At 70.6% G+C, this 14,017-nt stretch carries 10 protein-coding genes, 1 tRNA gene and 1 pseudogene; 9 read left to right on the top strand and 3 right to left on the bottom strand.

Annotation, left to right across the window (positions count from 1 at the left end; all coding sequences use genetic code 11):
- Nucleotides 1–128: 128 nt before the first annotated feature.
- The 3 genes from ACQPY4_RS22720 to meaB are packed head-to-tail and all read left to right on the top strand — an operon-like array spanning nt 129 to nt 5,133.
- Entirely contained in the window at nt 129–1,946 is a 1,818-nt protein-coding gene (locus tag ACQPY4_RS22720) for a methylmalonyl-CoA mutase family protein (protein WP_433323753.1), read from the top strand.
- On the top strand, nt 1,946–4,159 hold the full coding sequence (scpA, locus tag ACQPY4_RS22715; RefSeq protein WP_433323751.1) for a methylmalonyl-CoA mutase: 2,214 nt from the start codon (nt 1,946–1,948) through the stop codon (nt 4,157–4,159). The genes ACQPY4_RS22720 and scpA overlap by 1 nt, the downstream gene beginning before the upstream one ends.
- The gene (gene meaB / locus ACQPY4_RS22710; protein ID WP_433323749.1) at nt 4,156–5,133 is read left to right on the top strand and encodes a methylmalonyl Co-A mutase-associated GTPase MeaB; all 978 of its coding nucleotides are present in this window, start codon (nt 4,156–4,158) and stop codon (nt 5,131–5,133) included. Before scpA ends, meaB begins: the two co-directional genes overlap by 4 nt.
- Before the next feature lie 3 nt (nt 5,134–5,136).
- Here meaB and ACQPY4_RS22705 read toward each other — a convergent pair whose 3' ends face one another.
- Both ACQPY4_RS22705 and ACQPY4_RS22700 read right to left on the bottom strand, forming a co-directional pair.
- A complete protein-coding gene (locus ACQPY4_RS22705; protein WP_433323747.1) occupies nt 5,137–6,798 on the bottom strand; it encodes a caspase, EACC1-associated type in 1,662 nt (553 codons plus the stop codon).
- Entirely contained in the window at nt 6,795–7,166 is a 372-nt protein-coding gene (locus ACQPY4_RS22700) for an effector-associated constant component EACC1 (protein ID WP_433323746.1), read from the bottom strand. Before ACQPY4_RS22700 ends, ACQPY4_RS22705 begins: the two co-directional genes overlap by 4 nt.
- A gap of 183 nt (nt 7,167–7,349) precedes the next feature.
- On the opposite strand from ACQPY4_RS22700, the gene ACQPY4_RS22695 reads away from it, so the two are divergent.
- The gene (locus tag ACQPY4_RS22695) at nt 7,350–8,327 is read left to right on the top strand and encodes an N-acetyltransferase family protein (RefSeq protein ID WP_433323744.1); all 978 of its coding nucleotides are present in this window, start codon (nt 7,350–7,352) and stop codon (nt 8,325–8,327) included.
- A 10-nt stretch (nt 8,328–8,337) separates the two neighbouring features.
- Here the strand turns inward: ACQPY4_RS22695 and ACQPY4_RS22690 are convergent, their stop codons facing one another.
- Nucleotides 8,338–8,910, bottom strand: a complete 573-nt coding sequence (locus ACQPY4_RS22690) for a class I SAM-dependent methyltransferase (RefSeq protein WP_433323742.1) — start codon at nt 8,908–8,910, stop codon at nt 8,338–8,340.
- Nucleotides 8,911–8,986: 76 nt separating this feature from the next.
- Here ACQPY4_RS22690 and ACQPY4_RS22685 point away from each other — a divergent pair.
- From ACQPY4_RS22685 to ACQPY4_RS22665, 5 genes and pseudogenes are all read left to right on the top strand, one after another.
- Nucleotides 8,987–9,556: pseudogene (locus ACQPY4_RS22685) on the top strand (XRE family transcriptional regulator); the annotation flags it as partial.
- An 88-nt stretch (nt 9,557–9,644) separates the two neighbouring features.
- Nucleotides 9,645–10,511: a hypothetical protein gene (locus tag ACQPY4_RS22680; protein ID WP_433323740.1), complete on the top strand. Its 867-nt coding sequence runs from the start codon at nt 9,645–9,647 to the stop codon at nt 10,509–10,511.
- A 1,195-nt stretch (nt 10,512–11,706) separates the two neighbouring features.
- Nucleotides 11,707–11,777, top strand: a tRNA-Asn gene (locus ACQPY4_RS22675).
- A gap of 26 nt (nt 11,778–11,803) precedes the next feature.
- Nucleotides 11,804–12,244 carry an HNH endonuclease gene (locus ACQPY4_RS22670; RefSeq protein ID WP_433323738.1) on the top strand — a complete coding sequence of 147 codons (441 nt, stop codon included), beginning with the start codon at nt 11,804–11,806 and terminating at the stop codon, nt 12,242–12,244.
- Nucleotides 12,245–12,472: 228 nt separating this feature from the next.
- Nucleotides 12,473–13,372, top strand: coding sequence for a coiled-coil domain-containing protein (locus tag ACQPY4_RS22665; protein WP_433323736.1), 900 nt, complete (start codon nt 12,473–12,475; stop codon nt 13,370–13,372).
- Nucleotides 13,373–14,017 lie beyond the last annotated feature (645 nt).

The following is a 14,017-nucleotide window of genomic DNA, read 5'->3' as shown; positions in this document are numbered from 1 at the left end:
GCGTGACGGCGACTAGTCTGGACATTGCTCCCGGACGTGCGAAGGAGATGTGGCTCAGGTCATAGGGGGACCGGCCAGAGGGACCCTGCCGCGAATCTGATGTATGCGCACGCCTTACCATCCTGGGCATGACGGTGCCGCCTGAGGAACTCGAACTGGCCGCCGCCTTCCCCCCGGCCGAGCGCGACCGGTGGCGGGAGATGGTGCGGGGAGTGCTGCGCAAGTCCGGCGCGGCGACCGACGACACTCCGCTCGATGAGATCGACGCCCTGCTGACGCATGACTCCTATGAGGGCGTCCCGATCGCCGCCCTCTACACCGCCGAAGACACCGCCCCCGGGCGCCCCGGGCTCGCGCCCTACGTGCGCGAGGTCCGTCCGGACGGCGAGGGCCTGGCCGGGTGGGACGTCCGCCAGCGCCACGCCCACCCCGACCCCGCCGCCATCCGCGAGGCGATCCTGGCCGACCTGGAGACGGGCGCGACCTCGTCCTGGCTGGTGCTGGGACCCGCGGGCCTGCCCGTCGCCTCGCTCGCGGACGCGCTGCGCGGCGTCCACCTGAACCTGGCGCCGGTCGTCCTGGACGCCGGTTCCGCCACCCCCGAGGCCGCCGACGCGTTCCTCGCGCTCGTCACCGAGCGCGGCCAGCGGCGCGACGCCAAGGGCAACCTCGGCGCCGACCCGCTCGGGCTGCGCGCCCGCACCGGCGAACCCGCCGCGCTCGACACGGCGGCCGCGCTCGCCGTCCGGTGCGCCCGCGAGTTCCCCGGCCTGCGCGCGATCACGGTCGACGCCACCCCCCACCACGACGCGGGCGGGAGCGACGCCGACGAGCTCGGCGCGGCCGTCGCGGCGGGCGTCGCCTACCTGCGCGCGCTGACCGAGGCGGGCCTGACCGTCGACGCGGCGTTCGGCCAGCTGGAGTTCCGGTTCGCGGTCAACGCCGACCAGTTCCTCTCGGTCGCCAAGCTGCGCGCCGCCCGCCGCCTCTGGACGCGGGTCGCCGAGGTGTCCGGCGCCGCCGACGGCACCGCGCGGATCCACGCGGTCACGTCCTCGGCGATGATGACCCGCCGCGACCCCTGGGTGAACATGCTCCGCACCACCGTCGCCGCGTTCGCCGCCGGGGTCGGGGGAGCCGACGCGGTCACCGTCCAGCCGTTCGACGCGCGCCTGGGCCTGCCGGACGGCTTCTCCCGCCGCATCGCGCGCAACACCCAGACCCTGCTGATGGAGGAGGCGAGCCTCGCGCGGGTCGTCGACCCGGCGGGCGGCTCGTGGTACGTCGAGCGCGTCACCGAAGACCTCGCCGAGGCCGCCTGGGCCTGGTTCACCGAGATCGAGCGGGCGGGCGGCCTGGCCGCCGCGCTCGACTCGGGCCTGGTCGCCGGGCGCCTGGCCGCCACCTGGGAACGCCGCCGCGGCGACATCGCCCGCCGCGCGGCGCCGCTGACCGGGGTCAGCGAGTTCGCCAACCCGGTCGAGAAGCTCCCCGAGCGCCCGCCCGCGCCCGAGCCGCCCGGGGGCGGGCTGCCGGTCGTCCGGTACGCGCAGGACTTCGAGGCCCTCCGCGACCGCGCCGACGCGCACGCCGAGGCCACCGGTTCGCGTCCCACCGTGTTCCTGGCCACGCTCGGGCCGGTCGCCGTCCACACCGCGCGGGCGTCGTTCGCCGCCAACCTCTTCCAGGCGGGCGGCATCGCCACCGTCACCGGGGAGCCCGCCGAGTTCGCCGCCTCCGGCACGTCCGTCGCCTGCCTGTGCTCCAGCGACCGGCTCTACGGCGAGCGGGCCGAGGACGCCGCGCGCACCCTCAAGGACGCGGGCGCCGCCAGGGTGTGGCTCGCGGGCAAGGGCTCCTTCGACGGCGTGGACGGCCGCGTCCACGCCGGATGCGACGCGGTCGAGGTGCTCGAAACGACCCTCCACGATCTGGGAGTGCGCTGATGATCCCCGACTTCTTCGAGGTCGAGCTCGGCCCGCCCGTCGCCGCGGGCGACGCCGCCAAGCGCTGGCGCGCGGCGGTCGCCGAGGCGACCGGACGCGACCCCGAGGCGCAGATCTGGGACACCCCCGAAGGCATCGGCGTCAGCCCCCTCTACACCGGCGACGACCTGGCGGGGCTCGACTTCCTCGGCACCCTGCCCGGCATCGCCCCGTACCTGCGCGGCCCCTACCCCGCCATGTACGCCACCCAGCCGTGGACGATCCGGCAGTACGCCGGGTTCTCCACCGCCGAGGAGTCCAACGCCTTCTACCGCCGCAACCTGGCCGCCGGGCAGAAGGGCCTCTCGGTCGCCTTCGACCTGGCCACCCACCGCGGCTACGACTCCGACCACCCCCGCGTCGCCGGCGACGTCGGCATGGCCGGGGTCGCGATCGACTCCATCTACGACATGCGGCAGCTGTTCGACCGCATCCCGCTCGACAAGATGACCGTGTCGATGACCATGAACGGCGCCGTCCTGCCGGTGCTGGCGCTCTACATCGCCGCCGCCGAGGAGCAGGGGGTGGAGCCCGCCGCGCTGGCCGGGACCATCCAGAACGACATCCTCAAGGAGTTCATGGTCCGCAACACCTACATCTACCCGCCCGTGCCGTCGATGCGGATCATCTCCGACATCTTCGCGTTCACCTCCCAGCGGATGCCGAAGTACAACTCCATCTCCATCTCCGGCTACCACATCCAGGAGGCCGGGGCCACGGCCGACCTGGAGCTGGCCTACACCCTCGCCGACGGCGTGGAGTACATCCGGGCCGGACGCGAGGCGGGCCTGGACGTCGACGCGTTCGCGCCGCGCCTGTCGTTCTTCTGGGCCGTCGGCATGAACTTCTTCATGGAGGTCGCCAAGCTCCGCGCCGCCCGGCTGCTGTGGGCCAGGCTCGTCAAGGGCTTCGACCCGGGCAACCCCAAGTCGCTGAGCCTGCGCACGCACTGCCAGACGTCCGGCTGGTCCCTCACGGCCCAGGACGTCTTCAACAACGTCGCCCGCACCTGCGTCGAGGCCATGGCCGCGACCCAGGGCCACACCCAGTCGCTGCACACCAACGCGCTCGACGAGGCCCTGGCGCTGCCCACCGACTTCTCCGCCCGCATCGCCCGCAACACCCAGCTGCTCCTCCAGCAGGAGTCGGGCACCACCCGCACCATCGACCCGTGGGGCGGCAGCGCCTACGTCGAACGCCTCACCTACGACCTGGCCCGCCGCGCCTGGGCCCACATCCAGGAGGTCGAGGAGGCGGGCGGCATGGCCCGCGCCATCGACGAGGGCCTGCCCAAGCTGCGCATCGAAGAGGCCGCCGCGCGCACCCAGGCCCGCATCGACTCCGGCCGCCAGCCCGTGATCGGCGTCAACAAGTACCGGCCGGACGCCGACGAGCACATCGAGGTTCTGAAGGTCGACAACGCCTCCGTCCGCGCCCAGCAGATCGACAAGCTCCGCCGCCTGCGCGAGGAACGCGACGAGACCGCCACCCTCGCCGCGCTGGACGCCCTCACCCGCGCCGCCGAGGCCGCCGAGAACGGCACCCGCGCCCCCGGCCTGGACCAGAACCTGCTCACCCTGGCCATCGGCGCCGCCCGCGCCAAGGCCACCGTCGGCGAGATCTCCGACGCGCTGGAACGGGCCTACGGGCGCCACGCCGCGCAGATCCGTACGATCTCGGGCGTGTACCGCGAGGAGGCAGGACGGGTGTCGGCCATCGAGAAGGCCCGGGCCGCGACCGCCGCGTTCGAGGACGCCGAGGGCCGCCGTCCCCGCATCCTGGTCGCCAAGATGGGCCAGGACGGCCACGACCGCGGCCAGAAGGTCATCGCCACAGGCTTCGCCGACCTCGGCTTCGACGTCGACGTCGGCCCCCTGTTCCAGACCCCGGGCGAGGTCGCCCGCCAGGCGGTCGAGGCCGACGTCCACATCGTCGGCGTCAACTCCCTGGCCGCCGGCCACCTCACCCTCGTCCCGGCCCTGCGCCGGGAGCTGGCTGACCTCGGCCGCGACGACATCATGATCGTCGTCGGCGGGGTGATCCCGCCCCAGGACTTCGACGAGCTGCGCGCCGCCGGGGCCTCGGCGATCTTCCCGCCCGGCACCGTCCTGGCCGACGCGGCCCTCGGACTGCTGACCGAGCTCGCCGCGAAGCTGGGACACTCGACGGCGTGAAGCACGGCCTGGACGATTACGTGAAGGGCGTGCGGGACGGCTCCCGCGCGTGGGTCGCCCGAGCGATCACGCTCGTGGAGTCGACCCGTCCCGACCATCGCGACCTGGCCCAGCGGCTGCTGGTCGAGCTCACCCCGCACGCGGGCGACGCCCGCCGCGTCGGCATCACCGGTGTGCCCGGAGTCGGCAAGTCCACCTTCATCGACGCCCTGGGCACCAACCTCACCGCCGAGGGCCACAAGGTCGCCGTCCTCGCGGTCGACCCCTCGTCCACCCGGTCGGGCGGCAGCATCCTCGGCGACAAGACCCGCATGCAGCGCCTGGCCGTCGACCCGCGCGCCTTCATCCGCCCCTCGCCCACCGCCGGCACCCTCGGCGGCGTGGCCAAGGCCACCCGCGAGGCCATGGTCGTCATGGAGGCCGCGGGCTACGACGTCGTGCTGGTCGAGACCGTGGGCGTCGGCCAGTCCGAGACCACCGTCGCCGAGATGGTCGACTCCTTCCTGTTCCTCACCCTCGCCCGCACCGGCGACCAGCTCCAGGGCATCAAGAAGGGCGTCCTGGAACTGGCCGACGTCATCGCCGTCAACAAGGCCGACGGTCCCCACGAGATGGACGCCAAGAAGGCCGCCCGCGAGCTGGCCGGGGCCCTGCGCCTGCTGCGCAGCGACGAACGCGCCCACGACATCCCCGTGCTCACCTGCAGCGCCCGCGACAACACCGGCCTCGACACCGTCTGGCAGCACCTGGTCGCCCACCAGGACCGCCTCCGCGAGTCGGGGGAGCTCGACTCCCGCCGCCGGACCCAGCAGATCGCCTGGACCTGGGCCGTCGTCCGCGACCGCCTCCTGACCGACCTGCACGCGCACCCGGCCGTCCGCGACCTGGCACCCGCCCTGGAGGCCCAGGTGGCCGACGGCACCCTCACTCCCGCCCTGGCCGCCCAACGCATCCTCGACGCCTTCACCCGCTGAGACTCAGCTCCCGCCCCTGGGCCACCGTCGCCTCCGCGGCGGCGGCGGCCTGCGGTCCCCGAGGACCCCCAGGACGGCGGACCGGAACTCCGCGGCGCTCTGGTAGCGATGTTCCGGCGCCTTGGCCATCGCCGTCAGGACGACGCCGTCGGCCCACTCGGGGAGGCCCGGCATGATCCGGGACGGCGGTATCGGATCGGTCCGCACGTGCTCGTAGGCGATGGCGACGCGGGAGTCGCCTCGGAAGGGCGGTGCTCCGGTGAGCATCTCGTAGAGCACGCAGCCGGTGGAGTACACGTCGGTTCGGCCGTCGAGCTTCTTGCCCGTGCACTGCTCAGGTGACATGTAGTGAGCGGTGCCGGTCACCTCGTCGGGGTCTGCCTTCACACGGGCGAGACCGAAGTCCATGACCTTGGCCCTGTCCTGCCGGTTGACCATGATCTTCGCGGGCTTGATGTCGCGATGGAGGATGCCGACACCGTGAGCGTGGTCCAGCGCTCCCAGGACGCCGTCGAGGACGAAGAGCGCCCGCTTGGGGTCGAGCGGCTGCGCCGGGCGTCCTGGCGGATGGATCCATTCGCGGAGACTCTCTCCGTCGACGAACTCCGCCACGACGTACGGCCTGCGGACCCTCCCGCCCCTTTCCTCGCCCACGTCGTACACCGCGACGATCGCCGGGTGGTTCAGAGACCTGACCGACTGGGCCTCTCGGCGGAAGCGCTCCAGAAACATCGGCTCGCCCGCCAGATCCGCGCGCAGGAACTTGACGGCGACGACCCGGTTGAGCCTGACATCGCGCGCCCGGTACACCTCGCTCAAGGACCCGGTACCGATGACCTCACCGAGCTCGTATCGTCCGTTCAGCAGTTGCTTTTCTCGCTGGGCCGGCGGTGGTGCGGCAGGTTCGTCCTCACGGTGCGAGGTGTTGACGATGAAGGAGATCTGGCCGCCGAGGTCTCGGTTGTTCTGCTGCGGCCGAGGATAACCACGTCCGGGGAGCTCCTGGACGAGCCACCGGTAGACGGTGTCCATGCTCAATGTCGGCCCAGCACCGGCCAGACCCCTGTCATGCAGGTCGAGGAGAGCCCCGGTGAACTCGGTGTAGATCGCGCCCGGCCGCGCGACCGCCCGGCTGGTCGGGCCCGCCGCGCACAGCACGTAGCTGCCGGTCACGTTGGCGGAACCCCCGAGGCTTTCGGAGTCGCTCATGCCCCCGGCAAGCCCGGCGTAGCAGCAGTCCAGGATCACCACCTTGCGCTTGGCGGTGGTCGCCGGATCCAGGAAGATCTCGCGGACGGCGTCGAAGGAGAGGCTGAGCCAGCGCCGGCTGTGCGGCGACGACCGGGGCATTCCCAGCAGGAGTTGCTCGTCGATGCCCAGGGCGTTGGCGAGCCCGTGCCCGGAGTAATAGAAGACCAGCGTGTCGCCCGTGTCCGAGGCCGCGTCATGCAGGGCCCCCAACACGGTGGCGGGGTCTTCGGGATCGAGCAGTACGGTGCACCGGTCCTGCGGCAGCCCCCACGGCCCACGCGTGAACGCCCGCTGGAGCGCGCTGAGGTTGTTCGCCACGGCGGGCAGATCAGGCAGGCCCGCGTCGGCGTAGCGGGCCGTCCCGACCAGGACCACCCGGGAGTCGTTCCGGTTCGAGATCGACGGCGGGCTCACTGCCGGGGGCCTCGCCCTTCCTCGGGCGGCGAGGCCGCGTTCAGGGCGCTGACGATCTGCTCGATCGCCACCTGCGACTCGGGCGGGATGGTCACGACCACCCCGTTCCTCTCCAAACGCACCGCCCCCGGGGGCGCCGCCCGCTTCTTGGCGTCCCGATAGGTCAGCACGGCCGTCACAAGGCTGCCCAAGGCCGTCGCGTTGGCCAGGACGATGTTGATGGTCTCGAACGTCCCGCCCAGTTCTCCGGGCGCGGGCGGGGCGGACCGCAGCGAGATCCGGCTCTGGTGAGCCAGCTCCGCGTCGCGCCCCAGCCACCGGTACAACCCGGCGAGGTCCCCGTTCTCGATGCTGACCCGAAGCTCCACCAGTGCCTCCGATGATCGAACGGGACTTCCGCGTTTCCGATTCTGACGGCTGCCCTACGACGTTTTCCAGAGCGTGACCGTTCCGGTATGCGCCTCGTCATGGCCGAGCCTGGCGGTCGTCACCTGGCGATCTCCGGGCCGATTGGCGGTCCCGCCGGGCCTCGATCCTGTAGAAAGGTTCGGATGGACGTCATCGCGCTTGATGATCCGACCGACGCGCGGATCCGGCAGTGGCACGGGGTCGTGGTCGCCGTTCACGACGCCGACCCGGGAGAGGACCCCGCCCCGGATCTGGAGCAGACCACCGCCCGCCTGCTGAGCGTCGAGCAGGGATCGCGGCAGCGTCTCTGGGCGGCCGTCGAGGACGACGCCATGCTGGCCGTGGCCACACTGCGCCTGCCCGGCGAGCCCGGCGCCGACCGTCCCGCCGAGATCGACATCCAGGTCCATCCCCACCACCGCCGCCGCGGCCTCGGCACCCGCCTGCTCGCGGTCGCCGCCGACGGCCTGCGCGCCGACGGCCGCTCCAGCGTCATCGCCCAGGTCTCGGCCGGAACCCCGGCCGTCCCGTTCGTGGAGTCGCACGGCTTCGAACTCGTGCTGACCCTCCGCGGCCTGCTGCTCCGCCTCGACGACGTCCCCCCGGAACGCGTCGCCGAACTCCTGGCCGCGGGCCCGCCCGGCTACCGCCTGGTGCGCTGGCGCGGCGTCGTCCCCGACGACCTGGCCGACGCTCTGGCCCACGCCAAGCACGCCATGGCCGACCTGGCCGAATACGAGGGGCTTCCCTGGGACGCCGCCCGCGTCCGCGAAATGGCCGAGATGGTCGCCAAACGCGGCGATCGCCTCTACACGGTCGCCGCCGTCCAGGGCGCCGTGGTCGCGGGCTTCACCGAGGTCGTCGTCCCCGCCGAAGACCCCGAACGCGCGTCCCAATACGACACCGCCGTCGTCCCCGAACACCGGGGCCGCCGCCTGGGCATCTGGGTGAAGGCCGCGATGCTCGAATGGCTCCGCGAGGAACGTCCGGAAGTCCGCGAGATCGAGACCGACAACGCGGGCGACAACTCCCACATGCTGGCCGTGAACGCCGAACTGGGCTTCCGCTGGCAACGCGAATCCCGCGAATACCTGGCCGAAGTCGCCCACCTCCCGTCCTGAAAACCGACCCTCACGTCAGGCGCAGCGCCCGCAGAACGGCATCATGGGAATGGCGCGTGCCCACGGGAGCCGGACCAGCACGACGACGCGTCTCATTGACCTGAACGCGCCAGGAAAGCGGTTCGAGAAGTCGGACGATGTCGTCGGGCTGGGAGTAGTCGCCCGGGTCATCAAGATCCGCGAGAGCGTGCGTGGCGAAGAGCAGCGTCCCTCCGGGAGCCACGGCATCCAGAAGCCCACGCAGCGACACGTGTCGGCGACGAAGCGGAAAGTACTGGACGGACACCAGATCAAACGCCCCCAACCGGGGCGCCACATCAGCGACGTCGGCCCGCACCCACTCCACCCAATCCCCATCGCTGGCAGCTGCCGCACGTCCCAGGGCAACCTCGGACACATCGACCGCCGTGACCCGCCACCCCTTCCGCGCGAGCCAGATCGCGTCGGCCCCTTCACCACACCCGACGTCAAGTGCCCGCCCAGGCACCAGACCGGCGGTCTCGGCAACGAGCACCGGATTGGGGTCGCCGCTGAACACCTGATCGCGGCTGCGATACATCTCGTCCCACCGTCGAGCATCCATGCCGCCAGACTGCGTCCAGAGCGCAAATCCGGCAAAGTTCTTTGCGGAAAACGCAAAGCACTCGCACAGTCGACTTATGAGCGATGACTTCGACGCCGTCCTGGCCGCGGTCGGCCCCCGGCTGCGCGAGTTGCGCCGTCGCCGCAGCCTCACCCTGACGGCCCTCTCGGCGGTCACCGGCATCCCGATCAGCACTCTCTCCCGCCTGGAGTCGGGCCACCGCAAACCGGGACTGGAACTCCTCCTGCCCTTGGCCAGGGCCTACCAGCTACCAATCGACGAGCTGATCGGTCGCCCCACGGGTACATCCGCACCCTTCCGCCACAACGGCATGACCATCGTGCCGCTGACGCGCAAACCCGGCGGCCTCCAGGCGTTCAAGCACATCATGCCCGCCGGCCTGACCGACGGCCGCGACCCCGACCCCCGCTCCCACGAGGGCTACCACTGGCTATACGTCCTACGCGGCCGCCTGCGCGTCGTCCTCGGCGACAAGGACTTCGTCCTCACCGAAGGCGAAGTCGCCGAATTCGACACCCACCTCCCGCACTGGTTCGGCAACGCCGACGCGCGCCCCGTCGAATTCCTCAGCATCCTCGGCCCGCAGGGCGAACGCGTCCACATCAAAGCCAGCTACCGCCCGACCACGTTTTCCACAGAACGCCGCTCTAGTCGCCCGCAAGCGACGCGCCCACGAACCTGGTCTGACCACCCCGACCAGAAAGAGGGCCGCAATGCAGGCACGACTAACCCTCGATATCCCGACCACGGTCACGAGCCGATATCTGGTGGCTAACCCGAACCGCGTCCGCCTGACCTCTAACCAAGTGCGCAAGGCCCTGCCAAGTCACCCCCTGGCAAGCACGGCAGCGTCCCTCCTGGGCTCCTCCCGATTGACGATCGAATCCAAAGCCGCCCAACCGGACGATCGCCTCAAACGCATCGGCGCCGCACCCGAGCAAAGCATGCGCCTCCTGAACGCGGGCTTCCATTCCATGATCACAGGCACGTCGCCCCCGTCCGCCCAGCCCAGCGACACCCAAGCATTCCGCCTGGTCGCCCGAACGCTTGCGACCCAGACCGGCGGCCTCCTGGTCGACCTCGATTCCAACCAACTCCTCCGCCCCGGAGTCCCCGAGCCCCATTCCTTTCTCCTCGGCCACGAATGGATCGGAGTCTTCATCGAAATGGACACCGGCGGCCTGATCCGAACCGACACCTCCGGCCTCCACCGCTTCGGCTTACCCGAACTGGCCGCCCGCGAGGTCCCCTACGGCACCATGCTGACCGCCGCGAACCTCCTACGAGGCACCGCCTTCCGCCTCTTCACCGAATACCGCGACCACCTAGCCCGAAACCGCTCCACCTGGGAGATCGCCACCGAACGCCAACTCGACCCCGCCGACACCCAACGCTTCTGGGGTACCCGCCCCACCCACACAGACCCCCTCCCCATCCGCCTAACCCCAACCACCACCACCTGCCCCGGCTGCACCAAAGCCCTAGCCATCTCCCCAACAACCCCCCACGACCCATTCCAATGGTGGCAAGACCAAGCCACCCCCCGAATCCCCCAACACCCCACAACCCCCACCCCCTAACCCACCGCACCCCCACCCCCTGACCCACCGCACCCCCCAACCAACCTCGCCGATGCGCTGGGCGGCGTCTTTACCCATCCGGCCCTGCCCGGCGGCGAGCATGCCCAAGTCGCGCTCGGCGTCGTCCATCCGTCCATCGATGCGCGCCAGCATCCACCCGCCGACCCGCGCCACCAGCAAGGCCGCCAATTCCCAATCCTCTGCGCCCATCTGATGGAGGCCACCCCACTCCCCTCAACCCCCAACGCCCCAGCCCAAACGCGCACCCCCAACCTGTGCTCCACGTCCCGCACAGAAACGCGTCTCCACGCGTGCTCCGCGCCCCGTGCGAATATGCGTCTGCATGCGCCCTCCGGGTTCTTGTGCGCCGGGTCCTCGCCCGCGCCCCGCACAAATGTGTGCGTGTGCTCCGCGTCCCGGCATGAGCGTGTGCGCGCGTGCTCCATGTCCCGCACGAGAGCGCGTGTTTTGCGTGTCCGCGCGGGCGTGGGGGTGTGGGGGTGTGTGCTCCGCGTCCGCGCGAGTCTGTGCGCGTGTGCTCCACGTTCCGCACGAGAGTGGACCTGCGTCCCGCATGAGTGGGCGTGTGCGTCCGCATGAGTGGGCGTGTGCGCGTGTGCTCCGTGTTCTTGTGGTGTGTGGGTCTCCCACCTACGCTCCGCGTCCCTGCCCGAGTATGGGGCTCCACCCGCGTTGCACACCCCGCACGCGATCACCAGCGATGCGACGCCCCGGCGCTCCGACGTGCGGATGCAGGCGCCACAGGGCACGGACGCCCACACTGCGGGCGGGTGGCGCTGGGTGCGGGCAGTGTTGGGTACGGGCGGGCAGTGCGGAGCAGTGCTGGGGCGGGCGGGGAGCGTCAGCGCGGGTAGTTACCGCCGGGCATCTGCCCGCACCGTCGCGCACCGTCGCGCACCGTCGCGCACCGTCGCGCACGGGTAGCCATCGCCGGACACCGCCCGCCACTGTCCGCGACTGCCGGGTGGCGTCAGTGCGGGCGGGGGTGGGCGGCGGGCATGGGGGTTCGGCGGTGGTGGGCGGGTTGTGCGCGCTCGGGGGTTGTTTGGGCAATGGGGCTTGGGGATCGTGGGTGGGGTTGGATGCGTGGGCTGAAAATGCGTTGCTCTTGGGGGGTGGGGTGGGCAGTCTGATGGGGGTTGTGGAGGATGGAATCCAGAAATTGCTGAGTCATTCCCTCATCGTTCAAGGGTAGAACGCCGCGCTGTTAATGCGGAAATCCAGGTTCGAATCCTGGTGGGGGAGCGGCACAACGGGTGAGGAGGTGGCCGATGTACGTGCTCGTTCTGAACGCGTCCTATGAACCGTTACAGAAGGTGGACCTGCGGCACGCCATCCGCATGCTGGTGCGTGAGGTGGCCGTCGTTGAGGAGGCGGAGGAGGGCCGGACGATCGGCCATTACCCCGTGCCGCGGGTGCTGAGGCTGGTCAGGTACGTGGCGATGCGGTGGAGGCACGGTAAGCGGCCGCCGTGGAGCAAGCGGGGTGTGTACCTGAGGGACAAGGGGTTGTGCGGTTACTGCGGTAAGCGCGGTCACACGATCGATCATGTGATGCCCCAGTCGCGCGGGGGCGCCGACACCTGGGACAACACCGTGCTCGCGTGTGGGAAGTGCAACAACCGCAAAGGGAACCGGACGCCGTCCGAGGCCGGGCTGCGGCTGCGGGTGCAGTTGCGGGTTCCGCGCTGGGACGAGCTGTTCGTGCGTTGACCGGGCCGGGTCGCCTTAGGCGGCCCGGCTTTCGGGCGCTTTGGGTAACTTTCGGGTAACGCTATGTGTTTTGTGAAGTTCCTGAGGCTAAATGGGTGATCGTGATAGCGTGCCGCCAATCTTTCTGAGGAGATATCAGTGGCGGCCCTCGATCCCCGCGGCACGAAGCGGCGACGCAAGCGGTATGTGGCGGTGGCGCTCGTCCTCGGTCTCTCGTCGACTCTGCCGATGGCGCCGAGCAATGCCGGCGTCCAGTACGAGCCGAAGGACGTCAAGAAGGAGTTGGCGGCGCTGCAGAAGCGCGCCGAGCGTCTGTCCAAGGAGTACCGCGGCGAGCTGATCTCGCTGGAGCAGGCCAAGCGGGCGGCGCAGCGGGCGAACGACGACGCGGCCAGGCTTGAGCAGGAGTACGAGACCGCGCGGGGCGCGGTCAGCAAGCTCGCGGCCTCGTCCTACATGACCGGACGGATGGAGACCATCCCGATCATCACCGATGGGGATCCGAGCGCGGCGATCCGGGACGTCACCGTGGTCGAGCACATGGCCCGTAACAATGGGCGGCGGATTCAGAACCTCCAGGCTCTTGCCCTTCAGGCCGAGCGTTCCAAGCAGCAGGCCCGGACGAAGCTCGCCGACGTCCGCAAGGAGATCGACGACCTGGAGAGCCAGCGGGCCCGCGTCAAGAAGCTCCTCGCCAAGTACAAGCCGGAGAACCCGGTCAAGCCCGGCCCCGGACGCCCCGACGGCGCCTCCGGCACCAAGTCGCCGATCATCGGGAACTCGATGACCTCGCGGATGCGCACCGCGCTCCAGGCGATCGATGGCAAGTTCGGCCCCTTCCCGGCGGTCGGGTGTGCCCGTCCGGGCGATGCTCAAGACCATGGTCAGGGCAAGGCGTGCGACTTCATGGAGAGCACCGGCGGGAAGTTGCCGAGCACGTCCGCTCGCAACCACGGCGACCAGGTCGCCCAGTATGTGATCAACAACGCGTCGAGCCTGGGCATCAAGTACGTGATCTGGCGCCAGCGGATCTACGACATGCGCAGCAGTGGTGGATGGCGGGCGATGGAAGACCGCGGCAGCGTCACGCAGAACCACTTCGATCACGTGCACGTTTCTGTGCTTTAGCCCCTGGGTGTCTTTGCTGCGCTTTGTTTCGTCGGCTGGGGTCGACGGGCGCCTCGGCTGAGGACCTGGTCTGGGCGACGGTGGGGGACGGCTCGGCACGTCTCACGTGTCGGGTGGTCAGGCGGAGACCGCCGAGGATCCGGACGAGGTGATGGCGAGCCTTCGCGCGAGCGAGGGCCGTTGTGCTCGTGGTCGGTGCGGGCTGTGCCGCCCGATCGGTGTGCCGCCGAAGGCGCTCATCACGGCGCAGGTCTCCCTTCCCAGGCCCTTTGGGAGACGGTCCATAGTGGTCGGCCAGCCCAGCGAGCACCAGTTCGCTTCCGCCGCGGACGGCTCGCCGCGGCGATGCGGTTCGGGCGGCTGCCGTCCCGCACCGACCGGCTGCGCTGAGGCCTTGTACCAACAGATCATCCGCCGGGCGGACATCCCGCGCCACACTTGCACAAAGGAGCGCTGCTCCGGGCACTGGCTGGTCTCCATGCCCCTGGGAGCGGCACGCGGTGGGGAGGCTGACGTTCTACCGCGCCGGCGAGGGGGGCTGGGTCTCAACTCCGCGACCAGGGGCGGCTGCGAGGAGGTCCTGCGCGTCGGGCCGCGCTTTCCCCGCAAGCTCTGCGCGGATCTCCAAGCGTTGGACTGACCAGC

Origin of the sequence: Spirillospora sp. CA-294931 (genome assembly GCF_050946795.1) — a bacterium.
Taxonomy (GTDB): Bacteria; Actinomycetota; Actinomycetes; order Streptosporangiales; family Streptosporangiaceae; genus Spirillospora.
Note: the sequence above shows the minus strand (reverse complement) of the source record. Positions and strands in the feature narration are given on the sequence as shown.